The sequence below is a fragment of the Paraburkholderia tuberum STM678 genome, from assembly GCF_902833905.1.
Taxonomy (GTDB): domain Bacteria; phylum Pseudomonadota; class Gammaproteobacteria; order Burkholderiales; family Burkholderiaceae; genus Paraburkholderia; species Paraburkholderia tuberum.
In genome coordinates this window covers 20,795-41,993 of the sequence record NZ_CADFGP010000055.1, presented here as the reverse complement: position 1 = coordinate 41,993, position 21,199 = coordinate 20,795, and the positions used below count along the sequence as shown (strand labels likewise).

At 65.7% G+C, this 21,199-nt stretch carries 18 protein-coding genes and 3 pseudogenes; 4 read left to right on the top strand and 17 right to left on the bottom strand.

All coding sequences use genetic code 11. The features are described from left to right. Window positions 1-342 precede the first annotated feature (342 nt). From HWY30_RS32740 to HWY30_RS32700, 9 genes and pseudogenes are all read right to left on the bottom strand, one after another. Window positions 343-903 carry a phosphonate degradation HD-domain oxygenase gene (locus HWY30_RS32740; RefSeq protein ID WP_090806206.1) on the bottom strand — a complete coding sequence of 187 codons (561 nt, stop codon included), beginning with the start codon at window positions 901-903 and terminating at the stop codon, window positions 343-345. A 3-nt stretch (window positions 904-906) separates the two neighbouring features. Beyond that, window positions 907-1,661, bottom strand: a pseudogene (locus HWY30_RS32735) (aldehyde dehydrogenase family protein). Then, window positions 1,658-2,938 (bottom strand): phosphonoacetate hydrolase, encoded by a 1,281-nt coding sequence (gene phnA / locus HWY30_RS32730; protein WP_090806208.1) that lies wholly within the window; start codon window positions 2,936-2,938, stop codon window positions 1,658-1,660. The pseudogene HWY30_RS32735 and the gene phnA overlap by 4 nt, the downstream one beginning before the upstream one ends. Window positions 2,939-3,046: 108 nt before the next feature. Next, complete coding sequence (locus HWY30_RS32725) at window positions 3,047-3,802, bottom strand: phosphonate utilization associated transcriptional regulator (protein WP_090810094.1); 756 nt, start codon at window positions 3,800-3,802, stop codon at window positions 3,047-3,049. A gap of 186 nt (window positions 3,803-3,988) precedes the next feature. Next, entirely contained in the window at window positions 3,989-4,852 is an 864-nt protein-coding gene (phnV, locus tag HWY30_RS32720; RefSeq protein WP_090806210.1) for a 2-aminoethylphosphonate ABC transport system, membrane component PhnV, read from the bottom strand. After that, the gene (locus HWY30_RS32715; protein ID WP_090806212.1) at window positions 4,842-5,804 is read right to left on the bottom strand and encodes a 2-aminoethylphosphonate ABC transporter permease subunit; all 963 of its coding nucleotides are present in this window, start codon (window positions 5,802-5,804) and stop codon (window positions 4,842-4,844) included. The genes phnV and HWY30_RS32715 overlap by 11 nt, the downstream gene beginning before the upstream one ends. Next, a complete protein-coding gene (gene phnT / locus HWY30_RS32710; RefSeq protein ID WP_090806214.1) occupies window positions 5,782-6,882 on the bottom strand; it encodes a 2-aminoethylphosphonate ABC transport system ATP-binding subunit PhnT in 1,101 nt (366 codons plus the stop codon). The genes HWY30_RS32715 and phnT overlap by 23 nt, the downstream gene beginning before the upstream one ends. A 73-nt stretch (window positions 6,883-6,955) precedes the next feature. Further along, complete coding sequence (gene phnS / locus HWY30_RS32705) at window positions 6,956-8,047, bottom strand: 2-aminoethylphosphonate ABC transporter substrate-binding protein (protein ID WP_090806216.1); 1,092 nt, start codon at window positions 8,045-8,047, stop codon at window positions 6,956-6,958. Window positions 8,048-8,549: 502 nt separating this feature from the next. Next, on the bottom strand, window positions 8,550-9,305 hold the full coding sequence (locus HWY30_RS32700) for a DeoR/GlpR family DNA-binding transcription regulator (protein WP_090806218.1): 756 nt from the start codon (window positions 9,303-9,305) through the stop codon (window positions 8,550-8,552). Between the two features lie 295 nt (window positions 9,306-9,600). On the opposite strand from HWY30_RS32700, the gene HWY30_RS32695 reads away from it, so the two are divergent. Both HWY30_RS32695 and HWY30_RS32690 read left to right on the top strand, forming a co-directional pair. Further along, window positions 9,601-11,157 (top strand): ABC1 kinase family protein, encoded by a 1,557-nt coding sequence (locus HWY30_RS32695; RefSeq protein ID WP_090806220.1) that lies wholly within the window; start codon window positions 9,601-9,603, stop codon window positions 11,155-11,157. A 35-nt stretch (window positions 11,158-11,192) separates the two neighbouring features. Then, window positions 11,193-11,497 (top strand): annotated as a pseudogene (locus HWY30_RS32690) (EamA family transporter); the annotation flags it as partial. Between the two features lie 36 nt (window positions 11,498-11,533). Here the strand turns inward: HWY30_RS32690 and HWY30_RS32685 are convergent. Continuing rightward, complete coding sequence (locus HWY30_RS32685; RefSeq protein ID WP_090806222.1) at window positions 11,534-12,481, bottom strand: L,D-transpeptidase; 948 nt, start codon at window positions 12,479-12,481, stop codon at window positions 11,534-11,536. Between the two features lie 450 nt (window positions 12,482-12,931). Here HWY30_RS32685 and nadE point away from each other — a divergent pair. Further along, window positions 12,932-13,791, top strand: a pseudogene (gene nadE / locus HWY30_RS32680) (ammonia-dependent NAD(+) synthetase). A gap of 111 nt (window positions 13,792-13,902) precedes the next feature. Here nadE and HWY30_RS32675 read toward each other — a convergent pair. The 5 genes from HWY30_RS32675 to HWY30_RS32655 all read right to left on the bottom strand — a co-directional run bounded on the left by HWY30_RS32675 (window position 13,903) and on the right by HWY30_RS32655 (window position 19,199). Continuing rightward, entirely contained in the window at window positions 13,903-14,169 is a 267-nt protein-coding gene (locus HWY30_RS32675; RefSeq protein WP_090806224.1) for a hypothetical protein, read from the bottom strand. Window positions 14,170-14,596: 427 nt separating this feature from the next. Next, window positions 14,597-14,959: a hypothetical protein gene (locus tag HWY30_RS32670; protein ID WP_090806226.1), complete on the bottom strand. Its 363-nt coding sequence runs from the start codon at window positions 14,957-14,959 to the stop codon at window positions 14,597-14,599. Between the two features lie 79 nt (window positions 14,960-15,038). Further along, a complete protein-coding gene (locus tag HWY30_RS32665) occupies window positions 15,039-15,710 on the bottom strand; it encodes a hypothetical protein (protein ID WP_090806228.1) in 672 nt (223 codons plus the stop codon). A 184-nt stretch (window positions 15,711-15,894) separates the two neighbouring features. Then, complete coding sequence (locus tag HWY30_RS32660; protein ID WP_090806230.1) at window positions 15,895-17,559, bottom strand: S10 family peptidase; 1,665 nt, start codon at window positions 17,557-17,559, stop codon at window positions 15,895-15,897. A gap of 80 nt (window positions 17,560-17,639) precedes the next feature. Beyond that, complete coding sequence (locus tag HWY30_RS32655; RefSeq protein WP_090806232.1) at window positions 17,640-19,199, bottom strand: S53 family peptidase; 1,560 nt, start codon at window positions 19,197-19,199, stop codon at window positions 17,640-17,642. A gap of 310 nt (window positions 19,200-19,509) precedes the next feature. On the opposite strand from HWY30_RS32655, the gene HWY30_RS32650 reads away from it, so the two are divergent. Continuing rightward, window positions 19,510-20,022 carry a DUF1993 domain-containing protein gene (locus HWY30_RS32650; RefSeq protein WP_090810096.1) on the top strand — a complete coding sequence of 171 codons (513 nt, stop codon included), beginning with the start codon at window positions 19,510-19,512 and terminating at the stop codon, window positions 20,020-20,022. A 35-nt stretch (window positions 20,023-20,057) separates the two neighbouring features. Here HWY30_RS32650 and HWY30_RS32645 read toward each other — a convergent pair whose 3' ends face one another. Together HWY30_RS32645 and HWY30_RS32640 are read right to left on the bottom strand one after the other, a co-directional pair. Beyond that, window positions 20,058-20,246, bottom strand: a complete 189-nt coding sequence (locus HWY30_RS32645) for a YnfA family protein (protein WP_090810098.1) — start codon at window positions 20,244-20,246, stop codon at window positions 20,058-20,060. A 145-nt stretch (window positions 20,247-20,391) separates the two neighbouring features. After that, window positions 20,392-21,072 carry a LysE family translocator gene (locus HWY30_RS32640; protein WP_090806234.1) on the bottom strand — a complete coding sequence of 227 codons (681 nt, stop codon included), beginning with the start codon at window positions 21,070-21,072 and terminating at the stop codon, window positions 20,392-20,394. Window positions 21,073-21,199: the final 127 nt, after the last annotated feature.

Below are 21,199 nucleotides of genomic sequence, written 5' to 3'. Positions count from 1 at the left end.
CCGCATCAAGCGCCCACACTTATCGACTGTTAGTTTTTAAAGATCGGTCCGCCAAACCCGCCGCGCCTGAACCACCACTACCCGGCACTGCTTCGTTTGCGTCGCTGCGTCTGCAGCAGAGAAGCGGAATTATGGAGAACTTCCGTCGGATCGTCAACAGGTTTTTATCACTCGCCTAACCTGCCCACGCCGCCGAAGCCCACGCCATCAAAGGCTTCCCGCTTCTCCGCACCCCGGCGTCCGGAGCGCGAAAGTGCGGAATTCTAGTCGCCGACATCGGGACTTGCAAGCGATATTTTGACCGCTCGGCGCGCAACCTACCGCGACCCAAAACACCTCGACTCACGCAGTCGCATGCGCGCGCATCACCCGTTCGACCACGGCCAGATAATGGTCGATCCCCGGCGTCGCGCGATCCTTCTCTTTCGCGCGATCGTCCCATCGGCGCAAACGCATCGCGTCTTCGGCGTACGGTTTCTGCATAAACGCCTGCGCCTCTTCCCTGCTGAAGACCCCGCCCTGCAATTGCAAGCTGCGCACCGAGTCGGCGGACAGCTGGCCAAAATAGGTGGCGTCGATCGCGCACAGGCAGCGCTTCGCGTCGACGTGCAGACGAATCGGCTCCAGCACCGCATCCGACAACACCGGCCGCAAAAACGGCAAGGCGAAATACTGATGCAGATCGTCGACACCCCGTTCCGTCGGCGTCTCCCCTTGCAGGTTCAGCAGATGGCCGAGGTCGTGCAAGAACGCCGCGGCGACGAGTTCGTCGCTCGCGCCTTCCGCCTCGGCGAGCGCGCCGCTCTGCAACGCATGCTCGAGCTGCGTCACCGGCTCGCCGCTATACGCGAGGCTGCCGTGTCGCTCGAAGAGCACACGGATATCGTCGAGACTCAATGCCACCTGTTACTCCCAAGGTAATGAAAACGTCTTCAGATTGGTAAAGCTCTTCATCGCTTCCTGAACGCCTTCCTTGTAGCCTAGCCCCGAATCCTTGAGGCCGCCGAACGGCGTCAGCTCGATCCGATAGCCTGGCACTTCCTACACGTTGACGGTGCCCACGCGCAGCTCATTAATGAAACGGGTGATCGCGTCCTGCCGGTTCGTACACACGCCCGACAGCCCGAGCGGTGTTCCGTTGCTGATGCGAATCGCATCGTCGAGCGTGTCGAACGCGATGACCGGCGATACCGGCCCGAAGGTTTCCTCGCGCACGAGTGTCATCGACGGATCGACGTTATCGAGCACGGTCGGCGCATACAACGCGCCGCGGCGCTCGTTGCCGAGGCGCAGGCGCGCGCCTCGAACGAGGCAAAGCGGAACACGTCGGCGACGCGGCCGATCTCGTAGCGCGAGTCCTGCTTCGACAGACCCGACTCGAGCGAAATCAGATCCGACGCCGGTTCGATCCGCTCACGCAGCAGCACCGCCGCGCGCTCGAGAATCTGCGAACGCTCGTAGCGCGACAGCGTCGGCCGATACGCGAGCGCGTAGTCGAACGCGGCGCGCACATCGTCGATGCTGGCGAAGGGCACCGTGCCGACGCGCATGCCGGTATAAGGATCGAACACGTCGAGCGTCCGGGCGCGCGTCGCGCGCTCGCCGCTCAGCCGCAGTGCTTCGGCGCGGAACTCAGGATGGTCCCGCGGCGCCGTGTTCATGATGTCGACACGCGATTGAGCGCGACGTCGAAGATATCGAAATTGCGCAGCCGTTTGCCTTCGCTGCCGGTGGCTGATGGCTGAACGCGCCGGTTGAACAGCAGTGGCACTTCCTGCTCGGAAATCCCGCCGTGCGAGCGCAACGGCACGGTGAGCCCGGACAGGTCGTGCTCGTCGCGCCGCGTGCCGAGCACCACATGCTTCGTGCCGATCACGACCAGATCGCCGATGCGATCCTCAGGCAGCCCGAAGCGCGCACACGCGGCGCGTCGATCGAGCACGACTTCGATTCCCGGCAGGCGGCCGATCCGCGCAATCACGGACGCAGCATCGACCTCGCGCGGCAAATAGACCGTCGCGAACGAACCCAGCGCGCCATGATGCACGACGTACGGATCGGTGATCGGCAGAATCACGCGTGCCGTCGACGCGTCGAGCCAGTCGTCGAGCAAGTCCTGCAGATAGATTACGTTCGGCTCGCCGGTCTGCGGATCGTGCTTCGCGTTCATGCCGTGATCGGCGGTGAGGCCGATCACCCAGCCGAGCGCGTCGAGCTTCGCGAGATAGCCGTCCATCATCGCGTAGAACGCGTTCGCGCCTTCGGTGCCGGGCGCCCATTTGTGCTGGATATAGTCGGTCGTCGACAGATACATGAGGTCGAGCTTGCGTGTCTGCGCGAGCCGCACGCCGGCCGCGAACACGAATTCCGACAACCCCGCGCTATACACGTCGGGCAATGGCAGGCCAACCAGATCGAGCACGTCGTCGATGCCGTTTTCCTCGCGCGTCACCTCGTCGGCTTTCTCCGCCGACAAGCAGATGCCCTTCAACTGCGAGCCGAGCAGCCCGCGCAGTTTGTCCTTCGCGGTGACGACGGCGACCGCGGCGCCCGCGTCGGCGGCGGCCGCGAGCAGCGTGGGCGCGCGTAGGTAGGCGGGATCGTTCATCATCACCGCCGCGCCCGCGCCGTCGTTCGCGTGGGTGTCCCAGAAGTAGTTGCCGCAGATGCCGTGCACGGACGGCAATACGCCGGTCACGATCGACAGGTTGTTCGGGTTCGTGAACGACGGGATCACGCAGTCGCCGCGAAACGCCGCGCCGCCCTCGAGCATCGAACCGATGAACGGCGCGACGCCGGCCGCGACCGCCGCTTCCAGGTACGCAAACTCGCAGCCGTCGACACAGACAACGACCGTCGGTTGCGAAGGCAGCCGGTAGCTCCGGCCGTTGACCTCGATCGTGCGTTGCTCGGGGTGTGTCATCGCGTGGTTTTCCATTGCCGGGGTTGTCATTGCAAAGTCTTAATCGCCGGGTTGTCTGTTCGTGGGGCGAAGCTCTGCCGCGGCGTTTGCCGGTACGCTTGCCTCGGCTTCATCGCCGCGCCGTCATCGCCCGCGCGAGCCGGCCGCACCCGCGCCTGCCGGGAGGCGCTGCTCGTGCGCCGCATCGCCCGCTGCCTCGCAGGCCGCATGCGCGCGCTGCAACCCGCCCTGCACATGCGCGCGCATCAACTGCGCGGCCTGCTCCGCATCGCGCGACGCGAGCGCTGTCAGAATCGCGCGATGCTCGGCGAGCGAGCGCGCCATCGCGTCGGCCTGCACGACTAGCGCCGCACGCCGAAACAGGCTCAGCTCGCTGACGAGCCTGCGATACGTGTCGTACAACTTCGTGTTGCCCGCCGCCGCGACCAGCGCATCGTGAAACGCGACGTTCGCGCGCGCATACGCATCGTGATCGTGCGACGCGAGCGCCGCGCGCATCGCGTCGACCCAGTCGCGCAGCACCGCGAGCTTGCCCGCATCGATGCTCGACGCGAGCATCCGGCACGCCCCCTCTTCGAGCACCGCGCGCACCGCGTAAATCTCGTCCGCCTCCGCGAGCGACACCGTCCGCACGAACACGCCGCGATTCTTCTCGGTGCGCACCAGACCCGCCTGCTCTAGCGCGCGAAACGCCTCCCGCACCGGCCCGCGCGACACCTGCAATCGCGCCGCCCAGTCGGCTTCGTTGAGCTTGTCGCCCGGCGCCAGCATGCCGCCGACGATATGCCGCTCGATCTCGTCGCGCACCAGCGTCGTCAGCGAATGGCGGCGCAGGACCTCGATCGGATCGACGGACGCAGTGTGCATATATTCGGTCATTTTGGCAACTTTTGCCACATCCACATCGATGCTCACCGGTTCGCGCGCGTGCTTCAGATCAACCAAATCGCTCGCCGATCACTCGGCTCAGTCGGCTCAGTCGGCTCAGTCGGCTCAGTCGGCTCAGTCGGCTCAGTCGGCTCAGTCGGCTCACTCGGCTCACTCGGCTCAGTCGGCTCAGTCGGCTCAGTCGATCCGGCGCCGCGGAGCGCGCGCCGCGATCAGCAGCAGAGCGACCAGCGAGACCAGCAGCAGAATCAGCGACAGCGCGGAAGCCGGAAGGTAATAGCCGCGTTCCACCTGCCCGACGACGACGATCGGCACCGTCGCGAAGCCTGGCGGATATACGGTCAGCGTCGCGCCGAGTTCGCCGAGCGACAGTGCAAAGCCGAGCGCGAGACTCGCGCGTATCGCCGGCACCAGTTGCGGCAACACGACGCGGCGCAGCACCATCGACGACGGCGCTCCGAGGCTCGCGGCCGCTTCGCGCAACACGGTCAGCTCCGGGCGCAGCGCGGCGGCCGCGCAGCGGTAGCAGAACGGCAGTACCAGCGCGAGCTGCACGAACACCACGATCGCCGCCGAGCTCGACAGATCGAGCGGCCGTTTGTGATACGCGATCAGCACCGCGAGGCCGAGCACGACGCTCGGCACGCCGTTGGGCATCATCGCGATCGTGTCGATGACGGCGCCGAGGCCGCGCCGGTCGCGTCCTTCGAGCGCGAGCGCGAACCACAAACCGAGGATCGTGCCGAGCACCGCGACGCCCATGCCGACTTCGAGGCTGGTGGTCAGCGCGTCGAAGTCGCTCGAACCGAGGCGCTCGAACCAGCGCATGCTGAAGCCGTCGGGCAGGATCGTGCCGGACCAGTGCGACGCGACGCTCGATAGCGCGACGACCAACACCGGCAGCACGAACAGCCAGAAGCACAGCAGCGCGGCAAAGCCGAGAAACAGACCGCCGAGCAGTCGCACCGCGAGGCTGTGCCGCACCGGCCGGCCCTTCTTGTGCATGACCGGCAGCACGGTCGGATCGAGTTCAACGGCCATGACCGGCTCCTTTCACCTTGCGACGATTGACACGCCGGTACAACGCGTACAACGACAACGACATCAGCAGCATCACGACCGCGCCGGCGGCGGCGGTCGGCAGATCGAGATCGACGGTGGCGGCGCTGTAGATCGCGACCGGCAGCGTGATCAGATGGGCGCTGCCGAGCACCAGCAGAATGCCGAACTCGTTGAGCGTCAGCAGAAAACACAGGATCGTGCCGGCCGCGATCCCCGGCCACGCGAGCGGCAGGATCACCTTGAACGCGACCATCAGGCCGTTCGCGCCGAGGCTGCGCGCGGCTTCGATCAGTCGCTGGTCGAGCAGCGCGAACGATGCCAACGTCGGACGCACGACGAACGGCGTATAGAACACGACTTCCGCGAGAATCACGCCGCCGATGCCGAACAGAAAATCGAGCGGCGGCGCCTGCAGATTGAACAGCCGCTGCAGCCCGATGCTGACCGAGCCTTGCGAGCCGTACAGAAAGATCAGCGTGAACGCGACCAGAAACGACGGGAACGCGACGAACAGTTCGAGAAAGCGCGTGACCAGGCGCGCGCCCGGAAATGGCTTGAAGAACAGCAGCGACGCGAGCGCCACGCCGAGCAGCGACGCCAGGCTCGCACTCGCGAACAGGATGCCGAGCGTAGTGCCGATCACGCCGCGCGTTTCGGGGTTACCGAAGAACGTTACGTACGCGTGGCCAGACAGGCCATGCGCGCCGGTCAGACTCAGCATTACGAGCCGCACCAGCGGATAGATGACGAGCGGTCCGAGCACCACGACTGCAATGAACAGCAGATGCCATTGCGCGAGCCGCTCGCGCCGCTTGACGGCGGCCGCGTGTGCCGCCGCGCTCGCGAGACGGCGCGCTGCGGCGGCTTCGACCTCGGCTCGCGCGGCAAGGTCGAGCGGGTTGGACGTATCAGGGCTTGATAAGGACGACATCGCCAGCCTCGTAACGCAGGGAAACACGCGCGCCCTTCTCCGGCGTCATGCCGAGACCACGCTGCAGCGTGACGAGCACGGGGTCGTTCGGCAGCGCATCGAGCACGACCGATACCGACAAGGCCGCGCCGTACCACTCGACCGACGCGATCGCGCCGTGCAACTGCCCCTCTCCGAGCGGCACGATGCGCAGCGCCTCCGGACGCAGACACGCGACACGTTCGCGCTCGTTGTAGCGCGCGTCGTCCATGCCAAACGCGACCTGCGGCGGCAGCAGATTGGCCGCGCCGAGGTAGCGCGCGACGAAGCCGTCGGCCGGCGAGTCGTACAGCTGCTGCGGCGTGCCGAGCTGCGCGATATGGCCATCGCGCATCAGCAGCGTGCGGTCGGACAGCACGAGCGCGTCGTCCTGATCGTGCGTCACGCAGACGATCGTCAGATTCGGCAGGCGTTCATGCAGCGCCTTCAGTTCGGAGCGCACCGACGCGCGCAGATTGGCATCGAGCGCGGACAGCGGTTCGTCGAGCAGCAGCACGTCGGGCTCGATCACGAGCGCGCGGGCGAGCGCCACGCGCTGCTGCATGCCGCCCGACAGTTGCGCGGGCATCACGTGACCGGCATCGCCGAGCTGCACGAGCTTCAGCACCTCGGCGACGCGGCGCGCGACGTCGCGCGCCGGAATACGCCGCGCGCGCAACCCGAACGCGACGTTCTCGAATACCGTCAGATGCGGAAACAGCGCGTAGCTCTGGAACAGCAGTCCGAGGTTGCGCTTGTGCGGCGGCATGTGCGTCAGATCGCGGCCGGCCACCGTCAGCGTGCCGGCCAGACCGTCGGCCTCGATGAAGCCCGCGATGAAGCGCAGCAAGGTCGTCTTGCCGCAGCCGCTGCGCCCGAGCACGGTGAGCAACTCGCCGCGCCGGATGGTCAACGACAGATCGTCGAGCACCGTGCGCGCGCCGAAGCGCACCGTCAGGTGATCGATCTGCACGCCGCCGGGCGCGTCCGAACGCGCGGCGTCGAGCGCATCCAGCGGAGCGCCAGGCGCAGTGGGGTGAGCGAGACTGGCCGTATTCACCGGAGTCGTCCTCCAACAGGATTAATGCTGATGCGGCGCCGCGCATTACGTGCGAAGCGCCGCCTGAATCGACTTACTTCGGCTTGACCACTTCGATCTCTTTGCCCGACGAACCGATCACGTCGCTCTTCCAGCGCGCGGTCCAGTCGGCCTTCTTCGCCATCACGTGGTTCCAGTCGACCGGAATCAGCTTGACGCCGCTGATCGCCTGCTTGACCGCTTCGCCGTTCTTGCCGGCGAGCGGCACGTCGCTGCGACCCGGAATGCCGAAGATGTCCGGCACCTTCGACTGCACTTGCGTCGACATCAGATAGTCGATCAGCTTCTTGCCCTCGGCCTGGTTCGGACCGTTCTTGATCAGCGCGATCGCGTACGGCAGCTGGAACGTGGTCGGCTGACCGCCGGGCGTGGCGGCGAGGAACACCGGTTTCAGCGACAGGCCGCCGTTGGCCGCGTCGTCGAGATCCATCTGCAGATCGCCGTTGGCGACCGCGATCTCGTTGCGCGACAGCAGCACGTCGAGATAGCCCGTGCCCTTGGTGTGGAACTTGGCGCTCTGCTCGAGCTTCTTCAGATAGTCGAACGCCTGGTCTTCGCCCATCAGCGACGTGGTCAGGATGATCACCGCCATGCCGTCGCCGGCGGTCGCCGGATTCGAATACGCGACCTTGCCGGTGAAGTCCGGGTGCAGCAGGTCCGCGAACGTCTTCGGCTCGGTTTTCGTGACTTCGGGGTTGATCGCGAACGAGAAGTAGTTGTTCACGAAGGTCGCCCACGCGCCGTTCGGCGCCTTCGCGATGGCCGGCACGTTCTTGTAGTTGGCGCTCTGGTACGCCTGCAGCAGGCCGCTCTGGTCGGCCTGCTGAATGAACGGCGGCAGGGTGACGAGCACGTCGGCCTTCGGCTGATCCTTCTCGATGGTCGCGCGGTTCACGACTTCGCCGCTACCCGCCGTGACGATATTGACCTTCACGCCCTCCTTCTTTTCGAAGGCCGGCAGCACATCCTTGTACAGATTTTCGAGGCCGTCGGCCGTGTACAGCACGACGGCGCCGGCCGCATGAGCCTGCATCGCGGCACCGCCGAACGCGGCCGCGGCGACCAGCGCCGGCAGCAGTTTGCGCGCGAGGCCGGCCGCAGCGTGAAGGGAATTCGTCTTTTTCATGTCGCTCTCTCCGAAAGGCTAAAAACCAGACGGTCGGGATAACCCATACCTGTAGTGATTGAACGGCGGCACGCGCCGCTTGCGTGTTGCCCGCTGCGGTTGCCGCGCCGGTCTGTCGTGGATTGCAGATTGCCGACAACTTTGCCGCTCCTCGCCCAGCCTGACTGACAGCCCCTATCACACCCGCGCTGCCTGCCGCGCCTGAGCGGGCACGGCAAGAATCACAGGTTTCGATGACAAGGCCATGACGATTGCGCCGAATTCCAAAAAAAGACACAAATTGCCAACTCTCGCCAACCGACGGAATTCGTCGCGCCACCCCAAAGCGGACCCCGCGCGCCGATCCCGTGTGGATCGTACATGGCGAAAATGACGATGTATGCACGGTGCGTCGGGAAAATGCGGAGGGGGTGGCTTTTTTTATTTAGATTTTGGCGGGCGCGGAATGTCGCTCAGCGCGAGCGGCGTACGAACGCGGCGGGAACCGCCCCGCCAGCCCGTCTCAGGCGATCAGAATCTCCGGACCATGCGCGGTGATCGCCGTGCCAAGCGCGCGCTCGGGCGCCAGTTCGGTGACCAGATACCGCGCCGACTCGATCCCGTTGATGCGCACCGGCGTCACGCGTCCGAATTTCGAATGATCGGCGACGACGACCACCATGTCGGCCGCGGCGATCATGCGGCTGCGTACTTCGGCCGCCATGCGGCTGTAGTCGGTGAGATAGCCGTCCGGCGAAATTCCGCCCGCGCCGATGAACGCGAAATCGGCGTGGTACTGCGTGAGTTGCTGAACCGTGTCGAGGCCGAAGGTAGCGTCTTCGATATCGGACAGCTCGCCGCCGAGCAGCGTCACGCGATTGTCGTTGCGTCGGCCGAGCAGCAGCGCGATGCGCCAGTCGTTGGTGTAGACCGTCAGCCGATGCCGGTCGAGCAGCGCCCGCGCGACCGACTGCGTGGTGCTGCCCGAATCGATGATCAGCGACGCGCCGTCCGGCACGAACTCGGCCGCGCGCTCGCCGATCGCACGCTTCGCACCGGCGTTCTCGGCTTCGCGCGTATCGAGATCGGGCTCGCGCCGATCGCTCGACAACGCACCGCCGTGTGTCGTCACGAGCAGGCCGCGGCCGGCCAGCGCGTTGAGGTCGCGACGGATCGTTTCGCGCGATACGTTCAGTTCGCGCACCAGTTCCGCGACCGACAGCGCGCCGTGCTTTGCGACTTGCGCGAGGATGTATTGATGACGTTGTTCTGCGAGCATCTGAGAAGGCCGGAAGCCGGCACGCTTGGGTTTCGCCGTGGTTGAGGAAGGCCGCCGTATTGTATTACGCGTATTGCGCGTCGTCGGTGCTCGCGTGCAGGTGGCGCTCAGGGTGGCGTGGGGGCGCGTTCATGGCGCGCTCGGCTTGCATCGAGCCGCCCTTGCGCGCGAACACGCCAGCCATCGCGCCGACCTGCTAACCTTGACGGCTGGACTCGCCGGCCATGCGGCGAACGCAACGCCGCCGGCCGGCCGAGTCCCGCGCACAACGCCTCGCCCGTCAACCGAACCGCCGATGCCGCCACTGTTTCGCCGTCTACTGCTGCTGTTCCATGCGCTGCGTTACGGCGCGCGCCTGATCTGGCTCGCCGCCCCGCCCGACCACAAGCTGCACTGGATGATCGAACTGATCGGCCGCGTGCATGCGTCGGAGCGCAGCGGCGCGCAGTTGCATGGTCTGCTGCCGGCGCTCGGTCCGCTCGCGAGCCGCTTCGCGCAGACGCTCGCCAGGCGCCCCGAGCTCGCGAGCGGCACGCTGCATGACGCGCTGGACGCCATCGATCACATGGAAGTGCCGCTGTCGCCGGACGACTCCGCGCTGGCTTTGACTCGCGCGTTCGGCCGGCCGCTCGGCGAGCTGTTCAGCGCGGTCGACCTCGTGCCGGTACGCAGCGGCTTCGCCGAGCAGACCCATTTCGCGCGGCTCGCGATGCCGCTCAAAGGTCATCACGAAGTCGCCGTCAAACTCGTGCGCGCGCAGCAGTTGCAACAGATCGGCGATGAACTCGCTTTGTTGCGCTGGGTCGCGCGCTGGCTCGAAAAGCTGTCGCGCGTCGCGCGCCGGCTGCAGTTGCGCGCGCTCGCGCAAACCTTCACCGACGACATCCTGCGCCGCTTCGACCTGCGCGCCGAAGCCGCGAATCTGAGCCAGACCGGCCACGATTTCGACGGCGACAAGCGCATCGTCGTGCCGGACGTGATCTGGGAGCTGTGCACCGACCACACGCTGACGATGCAGCGCGTCAACACGCTGTCCGCGAGCGACCTGCCCGGTCTGCACGCGCACGGCATCAAGCTGGCGCCGCTCGCCGCGCATATCGTCGAGGTCGTCACCGAGCAGGCATTCGAGCATGGCTTCTTCCACGCGACGCTCGATGCGCGCCGCGTGCGCGTCAGCATCGAGCCGGACACGCTCGGGCGCCTCGTGCTCGCGGAGTTCTCGATCATGGCGACGCTGTCGAGCGACGAGCGCGAATTTTTCGTGCACGGCGCGACCGCGTTGTTCGACCAGGACTACGGGCGGCTCGCCGACATGCATCGCGAGGCCGGCCACGTGCCGGACGACACGCGCGCCGAACTGCTCGAAGCCGAGTTGCGCACGCGCGCCGAAGCGCACTTCGCGGCGGCGCCCGAGGATCGCTCGGCGGGTTCGCTGTTTCACCATCTGCTGCACGGCGTGCAACCGTTCGACGGCCACGTGCCGGGCGCGCTCGCGACCGCGCAGCGCTCGTTCCAGCAGGCGGAGATGCTCGCGCGGGCGCTGCATCCGGGCATCGATACATGGAACATCGCACGCGGCGTGCTCGCCGATATCGCGCGACGCGATCTCGATCATCGGGGCTGGCTCAAGCGACTGTCACACGAGCTGCCGCATCTCGCGCATATGCTGCCGCGCGTGCCGCAACTGGCGGTGCGCTATCTGCAGCAGCACGAACGCACCGGCACCCCGCAGCAGAACGCGCAACTGCTCGCGGATCTCGCGCGCGAATACCGGCGCACGCGCTGGCTGCTGTGGGCATGCGTCGTCTGTGGCGGCGTGCTCGGAGCGGGGATGACGCTGCTCGCGTGGTGACGGTCCCGCGCGCGCCTTGCAGCTTTGAACAAGACGCGGCGATCGTCGCGGGAGTGCTGGCGCTGGCGCTGGCGCTGGCGCTCGGTGAGCATCGCTGGATCGCGTCGCCGACGCTGTGGGCATCGCTCGCGTGGGGCATCGTGATGCTGTCCGGCATCAGCGTCACGTTGCTCGTCTGGATGGTCCGGCGCGGCGATGCGGCGCGCGCGACCGCTCTGCTGTTTCTTGCGCCGCCGCTGCCGCGCTCGAAGGCTATCTGGGGTTCGGCGAAACGCTGCTGCCAGTGCAGATCGCCGGATTTGCGGTCGCGCTGGCTGGCGTGTTGTTGGCGAGGTCGTGAGGGGCGCCGCGCGCCAGTATTGCCACCAAGCGCCCGTCAGTCGGCCGTATCCGCGCGCGCGGGCATTTTCGCTCGCGCAACCGCGCCCGGTGCTGGCGACCACGCCGGCCGACTCTTGCGCTGCGAATCGACCACGACGATAAAACGCCCCGCCCACGGCATGATCTGCCGGTCGCTTTTCAGCACCCACAGCGATTGGCCGGAATCGACGAGCTGCGCATATGCTGCGTCGAGAATCCCGTAGTGATCGAGAAACGTGTTCAGCGATGCGGGAATCCGCACGCAGCCCTTCGAATGACGAATGCCGAGCAGCGGTTCGAGCCGCTCGGGGTCGGTCGCGTGCATCTGGAAGCGCATCTGCGACATGCCGCCCTTGCCCCAGCCGCGTTCACCCAGCGCCCAGCCGAGGTCGAAGATGCGCATATCGCGCCGTCCGTAGCCGCGAATATGGTTTTCGTTCTGCGTGCCCTCGGAGCGGAAATCCATGTTGTCGGGCGTATGTTCGAACACGCCGAGCGGTGTGATGAAGTGGTCGTACTCGCCGGGCCGTCCCGTGGATACCGGCGATGCGCCGATCATCTGCCAGTTGTCGGCGGGCGCCGGACGGAAGTAAATCAGGAGCGCCTGCACGTTCGCATTGCGATCGACGAGCACCACGTACTCGCCCGACAGATTGCCAAGCTCGTTCTCATTGAGCGCCGTCTCCAGACGGTTGGCGTACGCTCGCTGCGCCGCGACGGGCAGCCTGAGCCGGCGCGTCACGTCCCGCGCGAATACGTCGCGCAGCAGGAATGCGCGGCGCGGATCGACGACGCCAGCCGCGTCGGGCGCGGCGATGCTGGCGGCGTCGATCGTGGGCAACGACCGGCTCGCGCCATTCCATGCGTTGGCCGGATTGGCCAGATTCACCATATGCGCCGCTGATGTCGCGGATGCAGGTGACTGAGCGCTACCGGGCGCCGCCGCATGAACCGGCGCCGCCATCGCACCGGCACTCGAGACGACGGCTGCGCAAACCCACGCGCAAATCCTCAGGCGGTTCAATCCAGGCTGGCCAGGCCGATCTGGGTATCTCATCGCGTCTTGGAGCAAACATGATTATTATTGATCGCACGCCGGGTCTCTGCGGCGTTCGGCACGACCGATGTTACTCAGCGAAGCGAGGCGTGTCGATGAAAATACCTTCTAACCTGCGAACTCTTCAAAAATGATCGGCTATTTTTCGACAATCGACATGCCAGCGAAAATGCAATTAATACGCAATTAAATCGGTCATCGGAAAATCAAACCTCAAAAGGCAATATACGATTTCGTTCGACGAAAGGTAGACCGAAGACGGCGGCACGTGCCGATACTCACGCCGTTTTTCAATCTGCTTGCAATCTGTTTCAAGCCGCTTCAATCGCTTTTTCTCTCGCGAGGACAACAACGATCATGGCTCAATCCGATCCGGCCGCGCGCCAGGCCCGCATCGCGACCGAAATGCACGTCGCCGCCGAATTCGACGCAAGCCGCGAAATCGAGCGCCGGGTCGATTTTCTGGCGAACTATCTGCGCAACAGCCACCTGAGAACTTATGTGCTCGGCATTAGCGGCGGCGTCGATTCGACTACGGCCGGGCGTCTCGCGCAACTCGCGGTCGAGCGTTTGCGGGCGAACCGTTACGACGCGAGTTTCGTCGCCGTCCGTCTGCCTTACGGCAAACAACGCGATGAAGCGGATGCGCTCGATGCATTACGCTTCATTCGCGCCGACGAAAATCTGACTATCGATATCAACCCGCAGCCGATGCGATGATCGAGTCGCTCGATAAAAGCGGCGTGTCGTTCAAGGACGAATCCCAGCGGGATTTCGTGCACGGCAATATCAAGGCGCGCCAGCGGATGATCGCGCAATACGCGGTGGCTCGCGCGCGCTCGGGCGTCGTGATCGGAACGGACCACGCGGCCGAATCGGTGATGGGCTTTTTCACGAAGTTCGGCGACGGCGGCGCCGACGTGCTGCCGCTCGCCGGGCTCAGCAAGCGCCGCGTGCGTGCGGTCGCGAATACGCTCGGCGCGCCCGACGCGTTGGCGCATAAGGCGCCGACCGCCGACCTCGAGATGCTGCGGCCGCTTCGTCCCGACGAAGACGCATATGGCATCCCATACGACGCGATCGACGATTTTCTCGAAGGCAAGCCGGTCAGCGATACCGTGCGTGACGTGGTCCTGGAGTTTTACAACGCGACGCGTCACAAGCGGGCGCCGCCGTATACGCCGTTCGATTGGCCGGCGTCGCCGGATGGGCAATGATGCGCCCGCGAACGGCGCTCTCAAACGAATAAAGGCGGTGGACATGCGCGCGTCGTCGCGCCTGTCCACCGCCTTCGAAAACAATAGAGCTTACTGCGCCATCCGCGGCGCTTACTGCTCGGGCGGCGGTTCGTCGCTGAACAGATCGGCGCTCGCTTCGAGCGGCTGGCCACCCAGTTGCTTGCCTTGAATCTGCCGCGCGATCACGTCGCCGACATACGGCACACTCGCGTCGAGTTCGATCGTCGCGTAGGCGCCGGGCTTGCCGGCGTCCACCACCTCGACGTGTTTCGCGTAACGGCCGAGTTCGCGCTTCAGAAATTCCCGCACGTCCTGCTCGCTGCACGATTCGGCGATATTGCGCACGGTCAGGTTCATGCGGCCTACCCTCGCCGCGCCTGGCGGTCCGTCCGTCGGTCAGGGCTTGCGATACGCACCGGTCGCAGCGCGGCACGCTGCTTCGTCTGAGTCGCGCCGAGTGCGCGAAGTGCGACGACGCCGGTCGCGCCGGCTAACCCCATAGCGAGCCATGACAAGTAAAAGGCCATCGTTCAAATCTCCTGTGCGAATTGCATCCTGTTGTCAGAATAGCCCGCTTCGACAGCGAACACACTGTGACGCAGCGTCGTAGGCAATGGCGAAACGTCCCCGTCGATGCACTGTACCTGAATCGGTCGCGCCAATCCTGGGAAGACATCGGCTGCCTCAGCACCTTGCATGCCTGGCGAGCCCCGGCCCGGCACGCAGACCTATCGTCGAAGGCAGCGTGCGGGGGACGTGGGCAAAGGCGGACTGACCGCGCCGATCAGTCCGCCGCTCGCACGTTCGCCGCGCTCACCCACCACGCATTCTTACCTTGCGGCAGACGGACCAGCACCGCGGAAGGATCCTCGACGCCGTCATCGGCGATCTGGCATACCGGCAGGCCGTCGGGCAGACGCTTCACTTCGCCGGCGGCCTCGAACAGCGCGATTCGCTGCGCATCCAGCGGGCGCAGTTGCCGATACACGTCGAAGCTGAGCGCCGCGGGCACGTCGCCGCGAATCTCGAGCTCATTGGCGCGCGCGCAATGCGCCGGCGCGACGGCAACCGCGGCGGCGCTGCCGCTCAGGCAACCGCTCAGGCAGCCGATCGTCAGCGCGACGGCGGCGAGACGGGAATGGATCATCGTGTTTCTCCGAAAAAAGTGAGGGGCAGCGAACCGTGGTTCCGCGCGGAATGCGCAAGCGTGCGGACGCGCGGCGCGCTCAACGCTGGCGGGCATGCGCGTCGCGTCGGCTGTCTTCGCTGTCGACGCCATCGTCGTCGCGAGTCGCGAACTCGAGCCGGCTCACGTCGCAGGACGCCTGGCCAAAGCCCGCATACACCGCCGACCAGTTTCCGACGATCACCGCTTGCGCCTGCGCGAGACTCAGCTTGCCTTCGCAGACGCAACGCTTGAGCAGCGCCGCCGCGCGTGCCTTGCGGCGCTCGCCCTGCGGGCCGGACCACGGCAACAGATCGAGATTGGCCGGCGCATCGGGCGATCCGCCGAGCATGACCGGCACACGCCGGTCGAGCGCGAACGCGGCGACGTCATCCGCATCGATGCCGCGTGCGGCAAGCATGCGATCCTTGTGCGCCATCAGTTCGTCGAACGGCGGCGCGACGGTTTCCGCATAACCGGGGCGGCAAATCGTCTGGCCGATCGACTGCTGGGTCACGCGTTCGTCGAGCACGGCGCTCGGTTGCGCGGCGGCATCTCCGATGCGCAGCGCGAGCAGTGCGCCAACGGTGACGAGCAGCGCACGGTGCGTGATGCGCACGCGCGGACGAAGGACGCGCGTGCGTCCGAGCCGCGGCGCGTTGGCCACGTCATTGCTGCTGGTCGTGTCGCGGGAAAGACCGCGCCGATGGGTGTCTGCGATGCCTGCGTTCATTCGTCGGCGCGCCGGCGGCGGCACGCGGTAGTTCAATTCGCAAGGCAATTAAAACACATTCAATATGGATGAGTACAAAAGCCGGACATGAGGGCGCGGCGTTTGCCGGCTCGCGGCAGCCGCCGCGAGCCAGCGCAGACCAACCCAGCGCGACGTCGCGATGAGTGGGAGCGCCCCGCCGCCTCTACTTCGCCACCCGCGCCTGCAACGCGCGGATCCGCCCGAGCGCCTGCGCGTTCGACACCGTCTCTTCGTACATCTTTGCGAGGTCGGTTTTCAGCGCGGTGCGCGAACCGCCATCGAGATACACCATATGCCCAGATGGATAGAACCGTGCCGACAGGTTCTGCCGCACCTGCTGACTGACCAGCGGCATCTGCTGCAGATCGAGCACGGTCTGATAGAACGGCGTGACGAAATCGAAAAAGCCATTCGCCGACAGCACCTTGAGGTCGGGATTGAGCGCCATCACGGCGGCAAGGTCGCCGGCCGTGTACAGAATGATGTTGCCTGTCGAGTCGAGACCCTTCTGCGCGCCGGTTGGATCGATATGGCCGAAATCCCAGTACTTGAACGCCTGATCGTTGAGGTCGGTGAACGACGAGTTCGACGTGTACTTCAACTGCTCGTTCAGATAGACGTTCCACATCGTCGTGTAGACGCCGGTGACCGCGGTCATCGTCGGATCGTTGCCGCCGGAGTTCGGGTCGATCTTGCCGGCGATGCCGGTGTCGATCGCCGTTACGCGGCCGTCGTAGGCGCCGAGCGCGAGGCCTTGCGACTTCAGCAACGTGGTCAGGAACAGCGAATTGCCGCGGCTGTCGTAGCCCGCGATGTCGAGGCTCCACGCGAGCAGCGTCGTTTTGTCGATGCCGGTGTATTCGCTGAGTTTTTCGGTGGTCGCGGAATCTGTGGTCGGGAACTTGCGCAGCGCGGCCAGGTAGTCGGTGCGCGCGAACTGCGCGACCTCCTCGGCGAACGCGCCGAGATCGGTCGGCCGCGGCGCGACGCCGAGCTTCTTGTGATACCACGCGTCAGCGGCCGCCGTGGGCAGCGCGCCGACCGGATTGCCCGATTGCGTGTAATCGAGAATCGACGATTGCAGCGTAATGCCGTTCAGATCGACCCCATCCTCGTGCAGCCGGTACGCGAGCACGCAGCTGCGCGCCGTGCCGTAGGACTCGCCGAATAGATACTTCGGCGAATTCCAGCGGTTGTTCTTCGTCAGAAAACGCTTGATGAACTGCTTGATCGAATCCGCGTCCTGATCGACGCCCCAGAAGTCGCGATTCTTCTTCGGCGCGATCGCCGCCGAATAGCCGGTGCCGACCGGATTGATGAACACCAGGTCGCTCTTGTCGAGCAGACTGTCCGGATTGTCTTCGAGTTGATAAGGCGCAGGCGGCGTGAACCCCGGCATCGACGTCTTGATGCGGCGCGGCGCGAACGAGCCGAGCAGCACGAATACCGACGACGACCCCGGCCCGCCGTTATAGAAAAACGTGACCGGCCGCGTTTCTTCCTTCTGATGGTCCTGCGTGAACGCGACGTAGAACATCCTCGCCGACGGTTGCGAGCTGCTCGGATCGACAATCACCAGATGGCCCGCGGTCGCCGTGTAGTCGATCTTGTGACCGCCGATCGTCATCGAATGATGCGTGATCGCGGCCGTCTCGACTGTATCGGTAACCGAATCGTCCGGGCCGTTGCCATAGGCGACCGGGTCGAAGAGCGGCTGGTCGCCGGCCTTGTGCGGCGCGCTCGTGGCGGTGGACGCGCCTGCCGAGGCCGTGGCATGCGTGTTGTGCGGCGAATGCTGGCTACCGGAAGCTGATTCTGTATTCGTCATGATCGCTCCAAGGGTTCGTTTTAATTGCCATGCGTCCTCGTTCTTACGTCTCGTTGTTGTGTTATGCGCTGCGTTGCAGACTATAGTGCGCCCGCCACCTTCCCGCCATTGGGGCTGCCCAGTCCCGTGCAGGCATCCCACCCCTTCGACGCCGCGAAGCTGCCGTTGTTGCCCTGCGTGATGTCGTTGCAGACGCCCGGCGCCTTGTACAGCTTAGCGTTGACGAAGCCGGCCGGCTGTCCCTTCGCCGCGTTGATGCGCGCGATCAGCGCCGCCCACAGCGGCGCGACCGCGCTGGTGCCCCCCACCACCGTTTGCATTCCGTCGACCAGCACGTCGTAGCCGGTCAACGGCGAGGCATCGCCCGCGACATCCGGCACGCCGCGCCCGCCGAGCGGCTGGCCGCCGCCGCCCGTCGCCGTGACCGACAAACCCTGCTGCCACGCCGGCACCGGAAACGCGCGGCTCACGCCGCCGCCGCTGGCCCCACCCTGCTCGCCGTCGTTCCACACGACCTCGCGCGTGATCGCCGAACCGGACGAGCTCAGGTGCGTGCCGCCGCAAGCGAGCACATACGGGCTCGACGCCGGGAAGTCGACCGCGTCGCCGCCGCTCGAGCCGTCGCTCGATCCGCTGTCGCCCGAGGCCGCGCAGATGGTCACGCCGAGCGCCGCCGCCGATTGCAGTACGCTGTTGAGCGCCTGCATCGACTGGCCGGTCCACACTGATTCCGGCGCCCCCCAACTGATCGAGATCACCGACGGCTTGTTAGTTGTGTCGTGCACCGCGCGGCTCACCGCGTCGATGAAGCCGGCGTCGCTGTTCTGCGTGAAGTACACGGCGATGGCCGCGCCCGGCACGATGGCGCCGACGATCTCGATGTCGAGCGTGACCTCGCCGTCCGGCCCGTTCGGATCGCCGCTCGGCTCGTTGCCAGCCTGATCGACGCCGACCGGGGTCACGGTCGGCTCGCTTACGCCGAGGCTCGAGAAATAGGTCTTGAGGTCCGACGTGTTGTAGCCGCCGCCGAGCTCGATGATGCCGACGCACTGACCGCCGCCGTCGCCTTGCGGAAACTGATAGAGCGAGGCGAGCTGCGGCGGCGAGTACGACGTCTGCCCGGCGCGCGCCGGCGCGAACGGCGGCCGGATGCGAAAGTGCGGACGCGCCTGCGGCCGGTTGTCGAGTCCGAGCACCGCCTCCACGACGCCATGCAGATCGTCCGGCACGCTGATCGTGCCGGTGCGGCCACGGAACTCGCCGGCCGCGTGATGCCGGTAGAGCTCGAGCTTGACCTCGAACGCGCTCTGGAATTGCGCGACCGTGCCGCTCAGCAGCACCGAGCGCGCCGCCGGATCCTCGCGCGCGACGGTGAGCCCATGCGCGGCCGCGAACGCGCGGACCTTCGCGATGTCATCGGGCGCGGCGCCGTAGTCCTGGGCGAGCGCCTCGCGCGACAGCGGCTTCACGCTCGCGTCGCCGGCTTCGATGCGTTTCATCAAGGCGTCGAACTGCGCCTGCTGCTGGCGGCGCAGCATCACGAAGACCTCGATCCGCTCGGCGGGATCGCATTGCCCGATGACCGTCGTGCCCTGCGCGACCTTTCGCTCGCTGCCCGGCAATGGATGCTTGGTGACCATGTATCGACTCTCCTGTTAGCGTGGCTTCGCACGCGGTCATGCACGACCGCGCGGCCCGGCGGCGGCCAGGCACGCCACGCGCCTGCATGAAGCGCATCGTGGCGATACGCGGCAGGGGTTGTTCAAGAACTTCGTCCACGCGTCCGACCAAAGCATTCGAACACAGTTCCGGCCAGCGCGACAGTCGTCCGCATGGCCAGGGTCTAATGCGCGGCGTGGATGCGACACGCTATGATGCTCAAGCGGCATTCCCGCCGTTTCATTGCCGCGCGCGCCGCGTGCGCGCACGATCGAGAAATCAGAGGAACCCATGTCAATTTCGATGTATCAAGCATCACTGCCTGTGCTGATTCGCGGCCTCACGAACCTCCAGGCCATCCTGGGCAAGGCCGAGGCGCACGCGGCCGCAAAGCAGATCGAACCGTCGGTGTTCACGAATGCCCGGCTCGCGCCGGACATGCTGCCGTTCGTGCGCCAGGTGTATATCGCGAGCGATACCGCGAAGGGTTGCGCGGCGCGCCTCGCCGGCGTCGAGCCGCCGAAGTTCGACGACGTCGAGCAGACTTTCGATGAACTGCAGGCCCGTATCCAGAAAACGATCGATTACCTGAAGGAATTCAACGCGGCGCAGATCGACGGTTCGGAAAGCCGCACCATCACGCTGAAACTGCGGCCGGGTCCGATCGAGTTCACCGGAGCGTCATATCTGTTCGGTTTCGTGCTGCCGAACTTCTATTTCCACGTGACGACCGCGTATGACATCCTGCGTCATAACGGTGTCGAGCTCGGTAAGCTCGACTATCTGGGCGGGATGCAGCAGTAAACGGAGCAGGCGGGTCGTCGATCGCGCGGCCGCCCTCACGCGTGCAGGCGCGGCTGGAATGCGATCACCGCCATGCCGGCCAGCGTCAGCGCGACGCCTGCCGCGTCCCACGGCGTGGGCCGCACCTCGTCCACGACCCACAGCCACGCAAGCCAGCGCCACGGCAGGTAACAGCCGAGAATCTCGGCGACAGCGGTCACGACATACAGCAGGAAGGTTTGCATCGATGAGCGTGAGAAGGTGGTTGTGTCGCCGCGCGTGCGCGCGGCCGGCTGCGCTATCGGCTTTATTAACACAATCACCTGGCACCGCGGCCTTTGCATCGGCTGTATGCGCACGCGCGACGAATGCAAAAGCCAGCTCCGAGTTTCAATCCAGCGAAAGCCGCAGCGCGAAGCCGATCAACGCAGCCGAGAAGGTCCACCGTTGTACCGTCTGCGCCAAAGGATGGACGCGCATCCAGTTGGCGATGCGCGCAGCGCCGATCGCATACAACGCGTCGAAGCATGCGCCGATCACGAGCAGCACGACACCAAGCTCGATCATCTGCCACGCTACCGGCCCCGCTTCCGGCCGCGCGAATTGCGGCAACAGCACCGAGCAGAACAGTAGCGCCTTCGGGTTGAGCAGGTTCGTCAGCAGACCTTTGACGAACGCGGTCCGCAACGGCCGCACCGCATTGCCCGCATCGCTCGAAGCAGTGGATTCCACTCGCGGCGCGCCGGCCGCTTGCCTGTCGCGCGACCCGGCCGGCAATGCGAACCCGGGCGAGCGGAAGATTTGAATCCCCACCCACGCGAGATAGACGGCGCCGGCATAGCGCACCGCGTCGTACAGCCACGGCGCGTTGCGCAGCAGCGCCGCCATGCCGCACGCCGACAGCGTCACGTGCGTCGCGCGCGATACGCCGAGCCCCGCCGCGGCCGCAAAGCCGCTGCGCACGCCGCGCGCGATGCTGGTTTGCAGGATCAGCGCCATGTCCGGCCCAGGCACCGCATAAACGACAATCAATGCCGCCACGTAGACGGCCAGCAGGTGAGCTGAAATCATCGGAGCCTCCTTGTTCGAGGCTCCATGTTGCTATCGGATGCGGAGCGTTTGCTGGCGATTTTCAGTCATCTGCATTCAAAAAATAGCGGAATGCGCTAATATTTCGACATCTGGCGATGCCTTCCAC